This window comes from Pseudoalteromonas sp. P1-16-1b (assembly GCF_001401785.1).
Lineage (GTDB): Bacteria > Pseudomonadota > Gammaproteobacteria > Enterobacterales > Alteromonadaceae > Pseudoalteromonas > Pseudoalteromonas undina.
Genome location: NZ_LKGQ01000008.1, coordinates 121374 through 134550, shown reverse-complemented (window position 1 = coordinate 134550; position 13177 = coordinate 121374). Strand labels below are relative to the sequence as shown.

Below are 13177 nucleotides of genomic sequence, written 5' to 3'. Positions count from 1 at the left end.
TTATCGCCTATTTATGGGGAATAACCACACCACATAGGCGCTGCCTTGCCTAAATACCAAACAGACTGCTGCAAATTTAACCTTGAAAGGTCAACAGACCCTAGTTATTTAATTAGGTTAAAAAACTTACGCCAGTTAAAACTCTCTCCAGGGTCGGTTTTTCGCCCAGGGGCAATATCGCAGTGCCCTACTATATTACTGGCTGTTATTTTTGGGTAACGCTGCATAATAGCGTGCGCCAATGCAGCTAAACTTTGATATTGCGCATCGGTGTAGTTAGTTGTATCTGTGCCCTCAAGCTCTATACCTATACTAAAATCATTACAATTTTGTTGCCCAGCAAAGCTGGAATGCCCCGCGTGCCATGCACGTTTTTCAAAAGGAACATATTGTATAACTTCGCCGCATCGCTTAATAAAACAATGCGCTGATACCTTAAACCCTTCTAGGTCACTAAAGCTAGGGTGCGCATTGCAATCAATACACCCCATAAATAAGTCATCAACGTAAGAAGTGTTAAATTGCCCAGCGGGTAATGAAATATTATGAATAACCAACAGCGAAATATCGCAGTGAGCAGGTCGCTCATCAAAGTGGCTACACGCCCGCTGGCTAATATTATTTATAACGCCTAAAGAATCTATTTTCATACTATTTATTTAAAACTTATGTAGCCCGCTGCCCATAGCCCGTTACCCGCATCCCGTTACCCGTAGCTCGCAGCGCTCAAGTTAATCAACCAAAATTGATGTATATCAAGATGCTAATAGATTTAATCCCATAAAGATAGCGTAATACTAAACGATAAAATATGATTAACGCGTTATTTAAGCGCTGGCTTTTTAGTTTAGTTGTTAGCTGCTTCTAATTATTAATTAAACAGAGTAAAATTTAGTTAATCTATTATCTACTATGAGCTTTTTCATGTCTATTTCGCATACCCTAATTAGCCAACTTGTTACCTTAGCACTGGATGAAGACCTAAATAACCAAAGCGCAGAACAAGGCGATATTACCGCACAGCTTATTCCGCAAGCAGAGCAAGCCAATGCGAAAGTGATCACCCGTGAAGACTGCATTTTTTGTGGTAAAGATCTAATCATTGAAGTGTTCAAACAAGTCGACCCAAGTGTGGTTGTAAACATATGCGTTAACGATGGCGACTTTGTTAGTGCCAATAGCACCCTATTTACCGCCTCAGGCTCTGCTCGCGCTATTTTAACGGCTGAGCGAACTGCACTTAATTTTGTACAAACGCTTTCTGGCACAGCCACCACCACAGCGCATTATGTAAAAGAGCTAAGTGGTACTAGCACGCAACTACTCGATACTCGTAAAACCATACCTGGGCTAAGAGCATTGCAAAAATACGCAGTTAAGTGTGGTGGCGGTGCAAACCACCGAATTGGTTTGTTTGATGCGTTTTTAATTAAAGAAAACCACATAGCGGCTTGTGGAGGAATTAATAACGCAGTAGTTCAAGCTAAGCTAAATCATGCCGATAAACCTATAGAGGTTGAGGTTGAATCGTTTGATGAGCTAGAGCAAGCCATTAACGCTGGCGCCGACATCATAATGTTAGATAACTTTAATCCAGAGCAAATACGCCAAGCAGTTAGCATTACAAATAAGCGCGCTAAGTTAGAAGTATCAGGCAATATGACCCTAGAAACACTAAAAGCCTACTCGCAAGCTGGTGTGGACTTTATCTCAAGTGGCGCGCTTACAAAAAATTTACAATCAATCGATTTATCGATGCGATTTGAGTAAATAATGTAAAATTTATTTATATATTCTTGCGCTAATTGATTGACAGGTTTTAAAAAAGGGCATTAAATAATTCAAAAGGATTATTTGTAACAAGTTATTAAATTAATGCGTTTTTTATAGTGTTTTTACATACAAAAGCGCAATAAACAGTGTTAGACTCATTCACATTGACTAGTTTTAAATTTTCAACTAGTTAAAAAGACTGAAAAAACATTTGTAAGGGACAGAGTAAAAATAAGCGACAGGGTTTATTTTTATAATTAACTTGTAACTTACACGGGTTATAACTAGCTTTTAATAGTTAGGTTTATACTCAAATAAGGGACGAGTAACGAATAACCGCCATGCAGTGCGTGTCTTTGCGGCGAATATTTTACCGCTTATACACAGCACTAAATTTGGTAAAATGATCTTATTTTTTTGTAGTAACAGGTTAAGTGAACACATAAGTTATATTTAAAAACTTATACCCGTTTGGCTTACCACAACATTATCCTTTAGGAGAGGAAACATGCAAACAATGACACAACAGAACCAAAAGGGTTTCACCCTAATTGAATTAATGATTGTAGTAGCAATCATCGGTATTTTAGCAGCCGTAGCACTGCCTGCTTATCAGGACTATACTTTAAAGGCTCGATTTGCTGAAGTTAAAACATCTGCTGCATCTGTAAAAACCACTATGGCGCAATGCTTACAGGAAAATAATAATATTATTGCATCTTGTGATTCATATGCAGACTTAGGTATTGCTGCTCCAGTAGCAAATGATAACTTAGCATCAGTAGCAATCGCAGAAACAACAGGTGTAATCACTGCCACAGGGACAGCTAGTGCAGGTGGTTTTACTTACACGCTAACTCCTCCAACAGTTGCCGCTGGTGCTGCACCTTCTTCAACATTTGTTTTTACGGTTGGTGGTACATGCTCAACACAAACAAGAATACCTAACCTTTGTTAATAACAAGTAGAGAAGGGCGCTAGCCCTTTTCTACTGTGTAAATTATGAGTAGAGATATTAAAAATCAAAAGAATGATAAACAGGATACCTTTCAATGGGTTGGTGTAAGCGCACGCGGAAAAAAGCTTGAAGGAGAGCTTACGGGATCTAGTATTGCATTAGTCAAAGCACAATTACGCAAACAAGGCATTACCCCCTCAAAAGTAAAGCGTAAAGCCAAACCATTGTTTGGTTTACAGAGTATACAAAAAATCACTCCAAAAGATATTGCCTTAGTTACTCGACAAATTGCCACTATGCTGATGGCCGGTGTACCGCTGATACAATCCATTGAAATGATAGCCTCGGGCTTCACCAATAAAAGCGTCACCAAACTAATGAATACTATTGGCGATGAAGTTAAAGCTGGGCAACCATTGTCTATGGCGCTTAGAAAGCATCCCCGTTATTTTGATGACTTATATTGCGATTTAGTGGCCTCTGGTGAGCAGTCGGGCGCTTTAGATAAAATATTTGACCGCGTTGCGCTTTATAAAGAAAAGTCAGAGGCGCTGAAATCAAAAATTAAAAAAGCTATGTTTTATCCTGCAGCTGTTTTAGTTGTGGCATTCATTGTTACCTCTATTCTGTTAATTTTTGTAGTACCGCAATTTCAAGATATTTTTGCTGGCTTTGGCGCCGAACTGCCCGCCTTTACCTTATTTGTTATTGGTATTTCTGAATTTATGCAAGCCAACTGGTGGATAGCGCTCATTGCAGTGGTTGCCTTTGGTTATATATTTAAAGAAGCCCATTTAAGAAGCTTAAAACTTCGTGATGCCACTGACCGCGCCATACTTAAGCTCCCGATTGTTGGCATGATTTTAAATAAAGCCGCCGTGGCGCGCTATGCGCGTACTTTATCGACCACCTTTGCTGCCGGTGTACCACTGGTAGATGCACTAGATTCTGCAGCTGGTGCCTCAGGTAATGCAGTTTACCGTTATGCTATTTTAGAAATAAAAGCCGAGGTAAGCTCAGGTAATCAAATGAACTGGGCGATGCGTAACTCAAAAATATTTCCTGATATGGTAATACAAATGGTTGCCATTGGTGAAGAATCAGGATCGCTTGATGGCATGCTGGCAAAAGTTGCGACTATCTACGAGCAAGAAGTAGATGACGCGGTAGATGGCTTATCAAGCCTATTAGAGCCGTTAATAATGGCGGTACTCGGTGTATTAGTGGGTGGCTTAATTATTGCCATGTATTTACCTATTTTCCAACTAGGCTCAGTTGTTTAGACAGGTTTTAGGCGCGGGGTTCGAGGTTCGAGGCTCGCAGCCCATTAACCTTAACTTAACTACCTCTAAAAACGAAGCGTCTCTTAACCTCTTTGTGAATAATGACCTTGCGCGACATAAAGCTCCGCCTACAGAACAATTAAAACGCGGTGGTTCCCCGCATCTCGTAGCCCGTTGCCCGTTGCCCAAACCTCGAACCTCGAACCTAATTTTGCACTTATGTAAAACCACTGTATTATCAACACAGAATTTAGTTTTAGGTAAAATAAATGCAAAGTTTTTTTATTGATATCAGCAACGCGATGCAAAATCATTTATGGTTTTACTTAACCACGATTGGACTGGTGAGTTTATGTATTGGTAGCTTTTTAAATGTGGTGATATATCGCTTGCCACTAATGATGCAAAAAGAATGGCAAACTGAATGCCGCCAATTATTAGCCGATGAACTAACCAGCCCAAAGACTGAACAAACCACTTCACAAACTACTGACACGTTTAATTTAGTTAAGCCCAACTCATGTTGTCCTAAATGCAAAGCAGCCATTAAACCATGGCAAAACATTCCTATATTTAGTTGGTTATTTTTAAAGGGTAAATGCGCAACCTGTGATAACCCAATTTCAGTGCGTTACCCAATCGTTGAAGCCATTACCGCTATTTTAAGCCTAGTTGTTGCGTACACTTTTGGCGCAACTGAGCAGGCTTTATTATACATAGTAGTTACTTGGATATTAGTGGCACTAACTTTTATTGATATTGATCACATGTTGCTGCCAGATCAGCTTACTTTACCGCTTTTATGGCTGGCGTTAATCGCCTCAGTTGTGGGTTATACCATAGCCCCTAGCGATGCCATTATTGGTGCAGCATGTGGTTACTTAAGCTTATGGAGCGTGTTTTGGCTGTTTAAGCTAATTACTGACAAAGAAGGTATGGGTTATGGCGACTTTAAATTACTGGCTGTATTTGGCGCACTGCTGGGTTGGCAATCGTTATTGACCATTATTTTACTTTCAAGCGTAGTTGGCGCTGTTATTGGCATTGCCCTACTGAGTATTCAAGGTAAAGACAAAGCAACCCCTATTCCTTTTGGCCCTTATTTAGCAATAGCCGGTTGGATCACTATGCTGTGGGGGACACAACTACAAAACAGCTATTTTAATTTTATTGGTTACTAATTATGAGTAATACACAAAACCATAAAAATAACTGGGTGCTGGGCCTAACCGGCGGGATTGGCTGTGGTAAAACCGCAGTTAGCGATATGTTGGCAGAACTAGGCATTACTATTGTTGATGCTGATATTATAGCTCGCCAAGTAGTTGAACCTGGCACTGATGGTCTAAAAGCTATTGTTGAGCATTTTGGCACTGACATACTCGATGAACATGGCTCATTAAACCGTAGCGAACTACGATCGCGGATTTTTAGTAATCCTGAACAAAAAACATGGCTCAATGGGCTGTTGCACCCTTTAATTCGTACTAAACTGCTCACTGACTTAAAAAACGCGAAAAGCGACTATGTGGTTTTAGTTGCCCCGTTATTATTTGAAAATGGGCTTGATCGCTACTGTAATCGCACCTTGCTGATTGATGTACCAGTAGAAATACAAATTACCCGCACCACAAAACGTGACAATATAAGCTCTGAACAAGCAAAACAAATAATTGACGCACAAATGTCTCGTGAGCATAAACAACAAAAAGCGGATGATATTTTAAATAATAACCGCGATTTAAACGATGTAAAACAAGACTTACTTAAGCTACATAATTATTATTTACAGCAAGCAAAGTCTACAATATAGAGTGACTGACCCAATCACAGCGCAATAAACTGATATTTTTATCGGTAAATTATCTGCTGCATTGGTACGATTAATGTATTCCTTTCTTTTTTCTGATAAATTGCTGAGTAAAGAAGGATTAAATCAGGTGCGCAATGAATATTAACTCACCGTTACTAAGAAAATTTATTACCCTCGGCCGGGTTGATACCGATACCGTAAAAGCTAGGCAGCAAGACTTTGCGTCAACCGCAGAACTTATTTCTAAATGCGGAAAAATAGATAGCAACGATTTAGCTGAGCAATGTATTGATTTGTTTAGAGTGCCTTTTTTTGATTTAAAAGATTTTAATGTTGCACAAATTCCTGCCGAGCTAGTTAAAGAAAAGCTGATCCGCAAGCATCATATTTTACCTTTGGTACAAAAAGGCAGAAAAGTATATATTGCCGCCTCAGATCCTACCGATTACGGCGCTTTTGAAAACTTTGAATTTAGCACCGGTTTATCGTGTGAAGTGGTGGTGGTTGACTACCTACAGCTTGACCATAAAATTGAGCAACTATTGGATGCTGCAGGTAGCCTTAATTTAAGTGAGGATGAATTTAAAGAGTTTGCTGAACTAGATTCTGAGCCACAAAAAGATCATACGCCTAAAGACGATGACAAAGACGACGCCCCTATTATTGTCTACATTAATAAAATTTTAATGGACGCAATAAAAAAAGGCGCTTCGGATCTTCACTTTGAACCTTATGAACATAAATACCGTATTCGCTTTCGTATCGACGGAATTTTGCATGAGGTAGCCAGCCCGCCAAATACCTTAGCCAGTAAGCTATCTGCCCGTATAAAAGTTATGTCGCGCCTTGATATCGCTGAAAAACGTAAGCCACAAGATGGCCGCATAAAACTCAAAGTGACAGAACGTAAAAGTATTGATTTTCGTGTTAGTACTATGCCCACTTTGTGGGGCGAAAAAATTGTAATGCGTATTCTCGATTCATCAAGTGCCATGTTAGGTATTGATGTTTTAGGCTATGAGCCCGAACAGAAAGAGCTCTACCTCGATGCACTAAATCAACCTCAGGGGATGATTTTAGTTACTGGCCCAACTGGCTCGGGTAAAACCGTATCCCTGTATACGGGCTTAAATATACTAAATCAGCCCGAGCGAAATATTAGTACCGCCGAAGATCCGGTAGAAATTAACCTCGAAGGGATTAACCAAGTACAAATAAACACTAAAGCCGACATGACCTTTGCTAACGCTTTGCGGGCATTTTTACGCCAAGATCCCGATGTAGTAATGGTCGGTGAAATACGTGATTTAGAAACTGCTGAAATATCTATTAAGGCGGCGCAAACCGGTCATTTAGTGTTATCTACATTACATACTAACTCAGCACCAGAAACGATTACTCGTTTGTTAAATATGGGCGTACCCGCGTATAATGTGGCCAGTTCAATCAGCTTGATAATCGCCCAGCGTTTAGCCCGAAGGTTATGCTCTAAATGTAAAACGCCAGAGCAATTACCGCGTGAAGAACTTATGCGCCAAGGCTTTAGTGAACAGCAAATACAGGATATGGTTTTATATGCCCCTAAAGGCTGTGAAAACTGTACAGATGGCTTCAAAGGCCGTGTTGGTATTTATGAAGTTATGAAAGTTACTCCAGAAATTGCACAAATTATTATGCGTGGGGGTAACTCACTAGAAATTGCTGAAGTATCACTTAAAGCTGGGTTTAATAACATACGCTTATCAGGTCTTCGAAAAGCAGCAGAGGGCGTTACCTCTCTGGCTGAGATAAACCGTGTCACTAGTTTTTAAATAAAGTGCTTAGTTGCTTAACGATAAATTGAGCAGCTAAGCCTATATCAATTTGAGAGTAAATTATGCCAACTATGGTTAACTGCCCAACCTGCAAAGTAAAAGTAGAATGGTCAGCACAAAGTCCGCATCGCCCTTTTTGTTCAAAGCGTTGCCAACTTATTGACTTAGGTGAGTGGTCGTTTGAAAATAATAAAATTTCAGCACCCATCACCTCTGCAGATGAGTTAAATCAAGACATGATTGAAGACATTGAAGCAATGATGGCAAAAAATGAAGATGACTTTTTTAAATAATCGCTCGCACAATATTAAAAAGCCAGCATTTAGCTGGCTTTTTGCTTTGTGTTAAAACGCTATGTTTTATGTTTGCGATGCTTTTTGTTCATTCGCTGCTGTATTTTAGCTAACTTTTCTTTTTGCTCAGCGTTAAGCAATTGCATTACTTGATGCTGGGTTTTTAATTTAATTAACCCCAATTGCTGTTTCTTATCTTGGCGTGCGATTAATAACTCTTTCGCTGCATTTTCATCAAAGTTTGGCGCTGACAGTAACGCATCCATTTGCGCTTTATAGGCTTGGCGCTGTGCCTTACGTGCGTTTTTGTCTTGGCTTCTTAGTGCTTTAATTTGCGTTTTTTGCGCTGTAAAAATCGCTTTTAGTTGTGTTTGTTGATCTTGCGTAAGTGCCAGCTTATCTGCTGCTCGCTCAGAGAGTAAAAAGCGCGCTTGAGAGTGGCCTTGTTTATAGCCATCGCCTTTTGCGAATGCGCTGCCCGCACTGAGCGTTGCAGCTGTTAAGCCACATATAAGTACTAATTTTGATAGCGTGTTTACTTTAGTCATAATCATCACCTTTATATTGGGTTGGTTGTTGGCTGCTAACCAGTGTGTTCACTATAACCGGCTCAATGCAAAGTAACGCAAAGCAGTGTAAAGGTTATGTAAAGACTAACTATTGATACATTAAACGCGTAAAATAAAACCATAAACAGCGCGTAAGGCTTTATATATGAAACTATTAATGATTGATGATGATACCGGTTTATGCGAATTATTAAGCGAATACCTAAGTGCACAGGGCTTTAGCGTTCAAACCGCACATGATGGTCAACAAGGCTTAGAGCTTGCCTTGCAAAACGATTACGCGCTTATATTACTAGACGTTATGCTGCCCTCTATAGATGGCTTTGAAGTGCTGAAGCAACTCAGGCAAAGTAAATTAACACCAGTGATTATGTTGACCGCTAAAGGAGAAGACTTTGACCGTATTTTTGGTTTAGAGCTCGGCGCTGACGACTACATACCAAAGCCGTTTAATCACAGAGAACTCCTTGCCCGCGTAAAAGCAATTACTCGCCGCATTGAACATATAAATAGTGTAAGCAATAACACTAATAAAAAGCTCTCTTTAAATGGTATTACTATTAATTTTGCTGCGCGAGAGGCCAGTATTAATAACAGCCCCCTCACACTAACGGGCACCGAATACGAAATACTCGCTTTATTGATAAAACACGCGCCTGATGTAATTAGCAAAGAGCAAATAAGCGAAGATGTATTAGGCAGACGCTTAGCATCTTTCGACCGTTCTATAGATATGCATGTGAGTAATATTCGTAAAAAAATAGCCGAGCATATTGAGGGCGATAAAATTAAAACAATGAGGGGAACGGGTTATGTCTTCATCCAAGGAGAATAAACCTCTGCGTTTTAGTTGGCTTCGCCACCCACGGTATTATTTATTTTTTAAGGTCTTTACGTGGTTTTGGCTGACGATTATAGGCACTTTTACAGCGCTCTTTTTCTTAAGTAATATTTCACTAATAAACGCTATTAGCCATGATCCACTACAAGGGCCGATGCAAAAAAACCTAGAATATTTGGCACGAGGTATCGAGCGTAGCGCACATAAACACAAGCGCTCAATTAATGACATTATTACTCATCCGCGCTTAACTAAACGTAAGTTACTTTATTTAAATTCACAAAATAGCGATGAAGTGTTGATCAGTAAAAATGTTGAGAACAATATTGATTTAAGCTTACTTAACTTTAGTAAGGGCATGTCGCCACAGGTTATTTTTACTGAATATTACCAAGCTTTTGGCCCTGTACGCATTCGGGTTCCTGAAGGAGAATTTGAGTTATATGAAATCGATATCAATCAGCAACGACCACTCTTTATTCGCTTAAGATTATTACCCGTTTGGTTAAAAATTTCCATTGCAATTATCGCCTCACTTACATTAAGTTTTTTATTTAGTCGTAACTTAATTGCCCCTATAAATAGCTTAAAACAAGCAGCAATCAAGCTCTCAAACGGTGATTTAAGTGCACGTGCGGCGATAAATAGTCAGCGAAAAGATGAACTTGGAGTTTTAGGACGCGACTTTAACCGTATGGCTGATCAACTTGAGCAGCTACTCAGCGCTCAAAAGCGTTTATTAGCCGATATATCCCATGAATTACGCTCTCCGCTAACCCGTTTAAAAATGGCTACGGGGTTGGCACAAATGCAAGCAAGTGAAGCAAGCCAATCGTATTTACTGCGTATTGAAAAAGAAGCTAATCAATTAGATAAAATGATAGCCGATGTATTGCAAGTATCGCGCTTAGAAGCTAATAGCCAACCTTTATCGCTGCAAACACAGTCACTGCAAGTGATTGTTGACCATGTGATTAACGATGCTCAGTTTGAAGCAAAACAGCACAATAAAACCCTAGTTGTACACGGTAATGTTGAAGTAAATATAGAGTGCGACGAAATGTTGATTGCCAGTGCCTTAGAGAACATTCTGCGCAACGCCATTAAATATGCACAACATACTATTAGTATCAGCTTAAAACACAGTGATACCATATACATACAAATATGTGATGATGGTCCAGGCGTACCTAAAGCGCAACTTGATAAGTTGTGTGAACCGTTTTTTAGACAATCAGATGCCCGGGACCGCATCAGCGGGGGTACGGGGTTAGGGTTAGCCATTGCAAAAAATGCGGTAATAGCGCATGGCGGAAGTTTAGTCTTATCGAATAAAGAACAAGGTGGCTTGTGTGCTAATATAACCTTGCCGTTAATCAAAGAGTAAAGCATGTTTTATAGTTCAGAAGCCCAGCTTGAGAGTAATCAAGAGGCCATTAGTGTTTTTTATACTTCACATTTAACTAAAAGCTACTTAGATACACCTGCAGGAAAGTTATTTTACGCATACGCAATCCCTAACAATGCTACCACTGCAGTAGTGATAAGTACGGGGCGTGTTGAGGGCCTAGAAAAGTATAAAGAACTGATATGGGAGCTATACTGTAATAATTTTGCTGTGTTTATTATGGATCACCAAGGTCAGGGGCGCTCTTACAGACATCTTAAAAATAAGCATAAAGGCTTTGTAAAACATTATAATAACTACAGCAATGACCTTAATAACTTTGATCAGCAAATAGTTTCAAAGCATTGGCAAGGTAAAAAAGTCATGCTGGCTCATTCAATGGGTAGCGCGATAGCAGTTGATTATTTAGCTAATTTTGAAAACAGCTATAAAGGTGTGTTTTTGTCTGCGCCTATGTTTGATATTTTTACAAAAGACGTACCAAAAATACCAACGCAATTTATTGTTAACTTAGCCACTTGGCTTGGTTTACACTCTTGCTATGCATTTGGACAAGGCAACTACAACCCAATCCCATTTACAGAAAACGTACTTACTAGCAGCGAGGAGCGTTACACCTACTTTAGGCAAGCCTATCAATTAGAACCTAACATACAATTGGGTGGCGTTACGTTTGGCTGGCTCGCAGCTACGATATCATTCTTAAAGTCGATTGATAATCTAAACGTACCAATTCCATTGTTTATAGCAAGTGCAGCTAGCGATACAGTGGTTAATAACAAAGCGCAGTATAGTTTTGCAAAAAGGCATGCTCATGCAACAATCGAGAGTTTTGCAGATGCAAAACACGAGCTACTTTTTGAACGTGACGAAATTCGAAAGCCGCTATTAGCTAATTTTTATCAGTTTTGTGAGTCTGTTACTTCTTGAGCAGTTTTAGAATTCACTAAAACAGAAAGCGGATCGAGGTGGATGAGTATATCTACCTCAGATTCAAAACGAGCACTTATCATGGCTTCTACTTCATCTGCTACTTTATGGGCACGAATAAGTGGTAAATTGTCATCAAGCTCTAAATGCAGCTGAATAAACTTAACTTTACCGCCTTGTCGAGTGCGAATACCGTGCACCCCATAAACGTCATTATGGTTACGCGCTATTTCAAAAATGCTTTGCTTTTCTTCATCGGGCAGCTCTTTATCCATTAAGTGTGAGGCACTCTCTGTTGCTATATCCCAGCTGTTATAAAGTAAATACCCTGCCACACCTATCGCAAACAAAGGGTCAGCATACAGTACCCCGTAATAGGCCAGCAAAATAGCAAGTAGCACCGCAGCGTTTAAAATTAAATCGCCTTTGTAGTGCACAGAATCGGCTTTTATAGCGATTGACTCTGTATGCTTCACGACTTTATTTTGCACAAATACAATCACTAATGTACACACTATGGCAAAAATACTGACCCAAACACCTAATAATGAATGTGTCAGCTCTACGGGGTTAATGAGTCGCTCAATACCGTGAAACGCCAATAAACAACCCGAGCCTGCAATAAAAGCTGCTTGCCCTAACCCTGCAAGCGCCTCCGCTTTACCGTGACCAAATCGGTGGTCATCGTCAGCAGGGCGCAGTGCATACGATAAAACCAAAAAGCTCATTAGTGTCGCTGTGATATCCATTAATGAGTCGGTTAATGAGCCAAGCATTGACGCCGAACCCGACGCCAGCCATGCCCATGCTTTGGTCGCAATCATTAGGCTAACCATGACCATGGTCACGATGCTAGAGGCTTTGACCCAAAATTCATAACTGCGATTATGCACGTATCTTTCCGTTTTAAGCTGGATTTAATGTTTTCAGTATATCATTTTTTATTCATTGTTCGTGTATACTGAGCCCGTCAAATTACAGATTTTATAGGGCTTATTGTGCTGGATATTGTTTTATACCAACCTGAAATTCCGCCTAACACCGGGAATATCATTCGTTTATGTGCCAATACAGGCTATGCACTGCATTTAATTGAACCGTTAGGGTTTGAGTGGGATGACAAACGTGTAAAACGCGCTGGCCTTGATTATCACGAATTTAGTCATGTACAACGCCATGCCTCATTTGAAGCTTACTTAGAAAAGTGCCAGCCTAAAAAAGTGTATGCGTGCACCACTAAAGGTAGTCAATTTCATCACCAAGCACAGTATGAAGCGGGTGACTGTTTGGTATTTGGCCCAGAAACCCGAGGCTTACCTGATGACATGATTCAAGCCCTGCCAAACGAGCAACGCGTGCGTATTCCTATGCAAGCCGATAGCCGCAGTATGAATCTATCTAATGCGGTCGCTGTGTTTGTGTATGAATCTTGGCGCCAGCTTGGTTTTCCAAACGCCCAATAAGGTTTTAGGTTTTAGGTAAACAAAATACCTGT

General features: G+C 40.0%; 14 protein-coding genes. 11 read left to right on the top strand and 3 right to left on the bottom strand.

Annotation, left to right across the window (positions count from 1 at the left end):
* Positions 1–104 precede the first annotated feature (104 nt).
* A complete protein-coding gene (gene ampD / locus AN392_RS08265) occupies positions 105–650 on the bottom strand; it encodes a 1,6-anhydro-N-acetylmuramyl-L-alanine amidase AmpD (protein WP_055012433.1) in 546 nt (181 codons plus the stop codon).
* Between the two features lie 274 nt (positions 651–924).
* Between ampD and nadC the strand changes: the two genes are divergently transcribed.
* The 7 genes from nadC (at position 925) to yacG (ending at position 7934) form a co-directional block, all read left to right on the top strand.
* Entirely contained in the window at positions 925–1770 is an 846-nt protein-coding gene (gene nadC / locus AN392_RS08260; protein WP_016899186.1) for a carboxylating nicotinate-nucleotide diphosphorylase, read from the top strand.
* Positions 1771–2281: 511 nt separating this feature from the next.
* Positions 2282–2731, top strand: coding sequence for a prepilin-type N-terminal cleavage/methylation domain-containing protein (locus AN392_RS08255; protein ID WP_055012432.1), 450 nt, complete (start codon positions 2282–2284; stop codon positions 2729–2731).
* A gap of 44 nt (positions 2732–2775) precedes the next feature.
* Positions 2776–4014, top strand: coding sequence for a type II secretion system F family protein (locus AN392_RS08250; RefSeq protein WP_055012431.1), 1239 nt, complete (start codon positions 2776–2778; stop codon positions 4012–4014).
* Positions 4015–4283: 269 nt separating this feature from the next.
* Positions 4284–5195, top strand: coding sequence for an A24 family peptidase (locus AN392_RS08240; protein ID WP_055012429.1), 912 nt, complete (start codon positions 4284–4286; stop codon positions 5193–5195).
* A 2-nt stretch (positions 5196–5197) separates the two neighbouring features.
* Positions 5198–5827 carry a dephospho-CoA kinase gene (coaE, locus tag AN392_RS08235; protein ID WP_055012428.1) on the top strand — a complete coding sequence of 210 codons (630 nt, stop codon included), beginning with the start codon at positions 5198–5200 and terminating at the stop codon, positions 5825–5827.
* Positions 5828–5961: 134 nt separating this feature from the next.
* Positions 5962–7638 (top strand): type IV-A pilus assembly ATPase PilB, encoded by a 1677-nt coding sequence (gene pilB, locus AN392_RS08230; RefSeq protein WP_054202590.1) that lies wholly within the window; start codon positions 5962–5964, stop codon positions 7636–7638.
* Positions 7639–7703: 65 nt separating this feature from the next.
* A complete protein-coding gene (gene yacG / locus AN392_RS08225) occupies positions 7704–7934 on the top strand; it encodes a DNA gyrase inhibitor YacG (RefSeq protein ID WP_055012427.1) in 231 nt (76 codons plus the stop codon).
* A 59-nt stretch (positions 7935–7993) separates the two neighbouring features.
* Here the strand turns inward: yacG and AN392_RS08220 are convergent, their stop codons facing one another.
* Positions 7994–8482, bottom strand: a complete 489-nt coding sequence (locus AN392_RS08220; RefSeq protein WP_055012426.1) for a Spy/CpxP family protein refolding chaperone — start codon at positions 8480–8482, stop codon at positions 7994–7996.
* 166 nt (positions 8483–8648) lie between these two features.
* Here AN392_RS08220 and AN392_RS08215 point away from each other — a divergent pair, with 166 nt between their 5' ends.
* From AN392_RS08215 to AN392_RS08205, 3 genes are read left to right on the top strand one after another with little or no spacing between them, the layout of a single operon-like run.
* On the top strand, positions 8649–9338 hold the full coding sequence (locus AN392_RS08215; protein ID WP_010391849.1) for a response regulator: 690 nt from the start codon (positions 8649–8651) through the stop codon (positions 9336–9338).
* Positions 9316–10731 (top strand): ATP-binding protein, encoded by a 1416-nt coding sequence (locus tag AN392_RS08210; protein WP_055012425.1) that lies wholly within the window; start codon positions 9316–9318, stop codon positions 10729–10731. Before AN392_RS08215 ends, AN392_RS08210 begins: the two co-directional genes overlap by 23 nt.
* 3 nt (positions 10732–10734) lie before the next feature.
* Positions 10735–11682, top strand: a complete 948-nt coding sequence (locus AN392_RS08205; RefSeq protein WP_055012424.1) for an alpha/beta fold hydrolase — start codon at positions 10735–10737, stop codon at positions 11680–11682.
* On the opposite strand, the gene AN392_RS08200 is transcribed toward AN392_RS08205, so the two are convergent.
* Positions 11655–12524 carry a cation diffusion facilitator family transporter gene (locus AN392_RS08200; protein ID WP_082360146.1) on the bottom strand — a complete coding sequence of 290 codons (870 nt, stop codon included), beginning with the start codon at positions 12522–12524 and terminating at the stop codon, positions 11655–11657. The two genes, AN392_RS08205 and AN392_RS08200, sit on opposite strands and share 28 nt — an antisense overlap.
* A gap of 156 nt (positions 12525–12680) precedes the next feature.
* On the opposite strand from AN392_RS08200, the gene trmL reads away from it, so the two are divergent.
* Positions 12681–13145, top strand: a complete 465-nt coding sequence (trmL, locus tag AN392_RS08195) for a tRNA (uridine(34)/cytosine(34)/5-carboxymethylaminomethyluridine(34)-2'-O)-methyltransferase TrmL (protein ID WP_010391841.1) — start codon at positions 12681–12683, stop codon at positions 13143–13145.
* Positions 13146–13177: the final 32 nt, after the last annotated feature.

Bases quoted from the DNA above. Each gene is read 5' to 3' on its own strand.
- ampD (WP_055012433.1), bottom strand. From the start codon at position 650: ATGAAAATAGATTCTTTAGGCGTTATAAATAATATTAGCCAGCGGGCG.
- nadC (WP_016899186.1), top strand. From the start codon at position 925: ATGTCTATTTCGCATACCCTAATTAGCCAACTTGTTACCTTAGCACTG.
- AN392_RS08255 (WP_055012432.1), top strand. From the start codon at position 2,282: ATGCAAACAATGACACAACAGAACCAAAAGGGTTTCACCCTAATTGAA.
- AN392_RS08250 (WP_055012431.1), top strand. From the start codon at position 2,776: ATGAGTAGAGATATTAAAAATCAAAAGAATGATAAACAGGATACCTTT.
- AN392_RS08240 (WP_055012429.1), top strand. From the start codon at position 4,284: ATGCAAAGTTTTTTTATTGATATCAGCAACGCGATGCAAAATCATTTA.
- coaE (WP_055012428.1), top strand. From the start codon at position 5,198: ATGAGTAATACACAAAACCATAAAAATAACTGGGTGCTGGGCCTAACC.
- pilB (WP_054202590.1), top strand. From the start codon at position 5,962: ATGAATATTAACTCACCGTTACTAAGAAAATTTATTACCCTCGGCCGG.
- yacG (WP_055012427.1), top strand. From the start codon at position 7,704: ATGCCAACTATGGTTAACTGCCCAACCTGCAAAGTAAAAGTAGAATGG.
- AN392_RS08220 (WP_055012426.1), bottom strand. From the start codon at position 8,482: ATGACTAAAGTAAACACGCTATCAAAATTAGTACTTATATGTGGCTTA.
- AN392_RS08215 (WP_010391849.1), top strand. From the start codon at position 8,649: ATGAAACTATTAATGATTGATGATGATACCGGTTTATGCGAATTATTA.
- AN392_RS08210 (WP_055012425.1), top strand. From the start codon at position 9,316: ATGTCTTCATCCAAGGAGAATAAACCTCTGCGTTTTAGTTGGCTTCGC.
- AN392_RS08205 (WP_055012424.1), top strand. From the start codon at position 10,735: ATGTTTTATAGTTCAGAAGCCCAGCTTGAGAGTAATCAAGAGGCCATT.
- AN392_RS08200 (WP_082360146.1), bottom strand. From the start codon at position 12,524: ATGGTCATGGTTAGCCTAATGATTGCGACCAAAGCATGGGCATGGCTG.